Below are 1249 nucleotides of genomic sequence, written 5' to 3'. Positions count from 1 at the left end.
TGCTTGTGGAGAGCGGCTTGGCCAGGGCCGACGACAAGGAGGCGATCTGGGAGATGCCTGATGTGACCCGGTTGACCCTGAGTGATTAGCCTAAGAAGCTGTTGTCTTTCCGGGCGTGATCGCTGCGTTTCCGCTGGTCGGGGATAGGAGCGGTGCTTCCGTGGGAGTGGTGGCCTGTCGGGTGGTCACTTCCTGGGGAGGTTGCGGATGCCGTCGGTTGTCGGACTGCTGGAACAGCACGAGCTCGCTGCTCGCTGTCGCGTAGACGGGCTGCGGGAGGAGGCCGACCGTATCCAGGCCGAGCTGGCGGCAGCCGAGCTGGAATGGCAGGAGTGGGTGATCGCCCGCAGGCGGGTCGATACCGTGCTGGCTCCGGAGGGCAACAGCACCGCCGAGGCAAAGGCCGTCCCGGATCCGCCGGATACGGACACACAGTCGATGCCCCGGAAGGCGGCGAAGCCGAAGTCGCAGGTGCCGGTGTGGCGCGAGGGACTGGCCTGGACGGCGCTGTCGCTGGACTACCAGCGCATCCTCAACGCGCTCGCGGACCGGGCCCGGCTTGGGCAGGGGCCGCTGACCTGCCAGGAGATGGCCGCCGCGTTCGGGATGGAGGTGGTGCCGGCGCGTGTGGAGGCGCTGCGGTCGAAATCGAAACGCCTGGTCGCCCGCGGCTGGCTGGCCGAGCCGACGCCGGGACGGTTCACGCTCGCCCGCGGTGTGGCCGGGCCAGGCGGCGGGTCATGAGCAGGGCCATCGACCAGTAGACCATCGCCTCGGCGCTGCTGGTGCGGCGTTCGAAGTCGCGGACCAAGCGGCGGCTTTGCATCAGGTGGGCGAAGAGACGCTCCACGATCCACCGCTTGGGCAGTACCACGAAGCCGCGCATGTCGTCGCTGCGCTTGACGATCGCCAGGACCAGGGCGAACGTGGCCAGGCAGTGCTCGACGAGGCTGCCGGTGTAGCCGCCGTCGGGCGATGGAGCAGCCGAGTTGGACTGCCCGCCCATCGACACGGAAGACTGCGGCACCGGGGCCTCCTGTTGCTCAATGGATTCGACACCCACGAGCTGTTCAGGAGGCCCCGTCTTCATGCCCTGGCCATGGCAAGATCACCCAACCGGGAACCCGCGTTCGACCGCCACCGCTCAAGATCGAAAAGACAACAGCTTCTCAGCTTGATTTTTATCCCCGCTGCTGTTTCAGGCGGACGTGTTCGGTGAGGGTTTCGGCTCGTTTCACGGTCTTCCCGG

The 1249-nt window shown here is 67.1% G+C and carries 2 protein-coding genes; one reads left to right on the top strand and one right to left on the bottom strand.

Translation table 11 applies throughout. The features are described 5' to 3' along the window. Positions 1 to 207: 207 nt before the first annotated feature. On the top strand, positions 208 to 744 hold the full coding sequence (locus ABZ818_RS42860) for a hypothetical protein (RefSeq protein ID WP_361427792.1): 537 nt from the start codon (positions 208 to 210) through the stop codon (positions 742 to 744). Here ABZ818_RS42860 and ABZ818_RS42855 read toward each other — a convergent pair. Beyond that, positions 701 to 1027, bottom strand: coding sequence for a hypothetical protein (locus tag ABZ818_RS42855; protein ID WP_361427789.1), 327 nt, complete (start codon positions 1025 to 1027; stop codon positions 701 to 703). The two genes, ABZ818_RS42860 and ABZ818_RS42855, sit on opposite strands and share 44 nt — an antisense overlap. Positions 1028 to 1249 lie beyond the last annotated feature (222 nt).

Source organism: Streptomyces sp. NPDC047453 (assembly GCF_040643155.1).
Taxonomy (GTDB): Bacteria; Actinomycetota; Actinomycetes; order Streptomycetales; family Streptomycetaceae; genus Streptomyces.
This window is presented reverse-complemented; position numbering and strand designations above follow the sequence as displayed.

What these genes read in the sequence shown, in the direction of transcription:
- ABZ818_RS42860 (WP_361427792.1), top strand. Translation starts at nt 208, where the DNA reads ATGCCGTCGGTTGTCGGACTGCTGGAACAGCACGAGCTCGCTGCTCGC.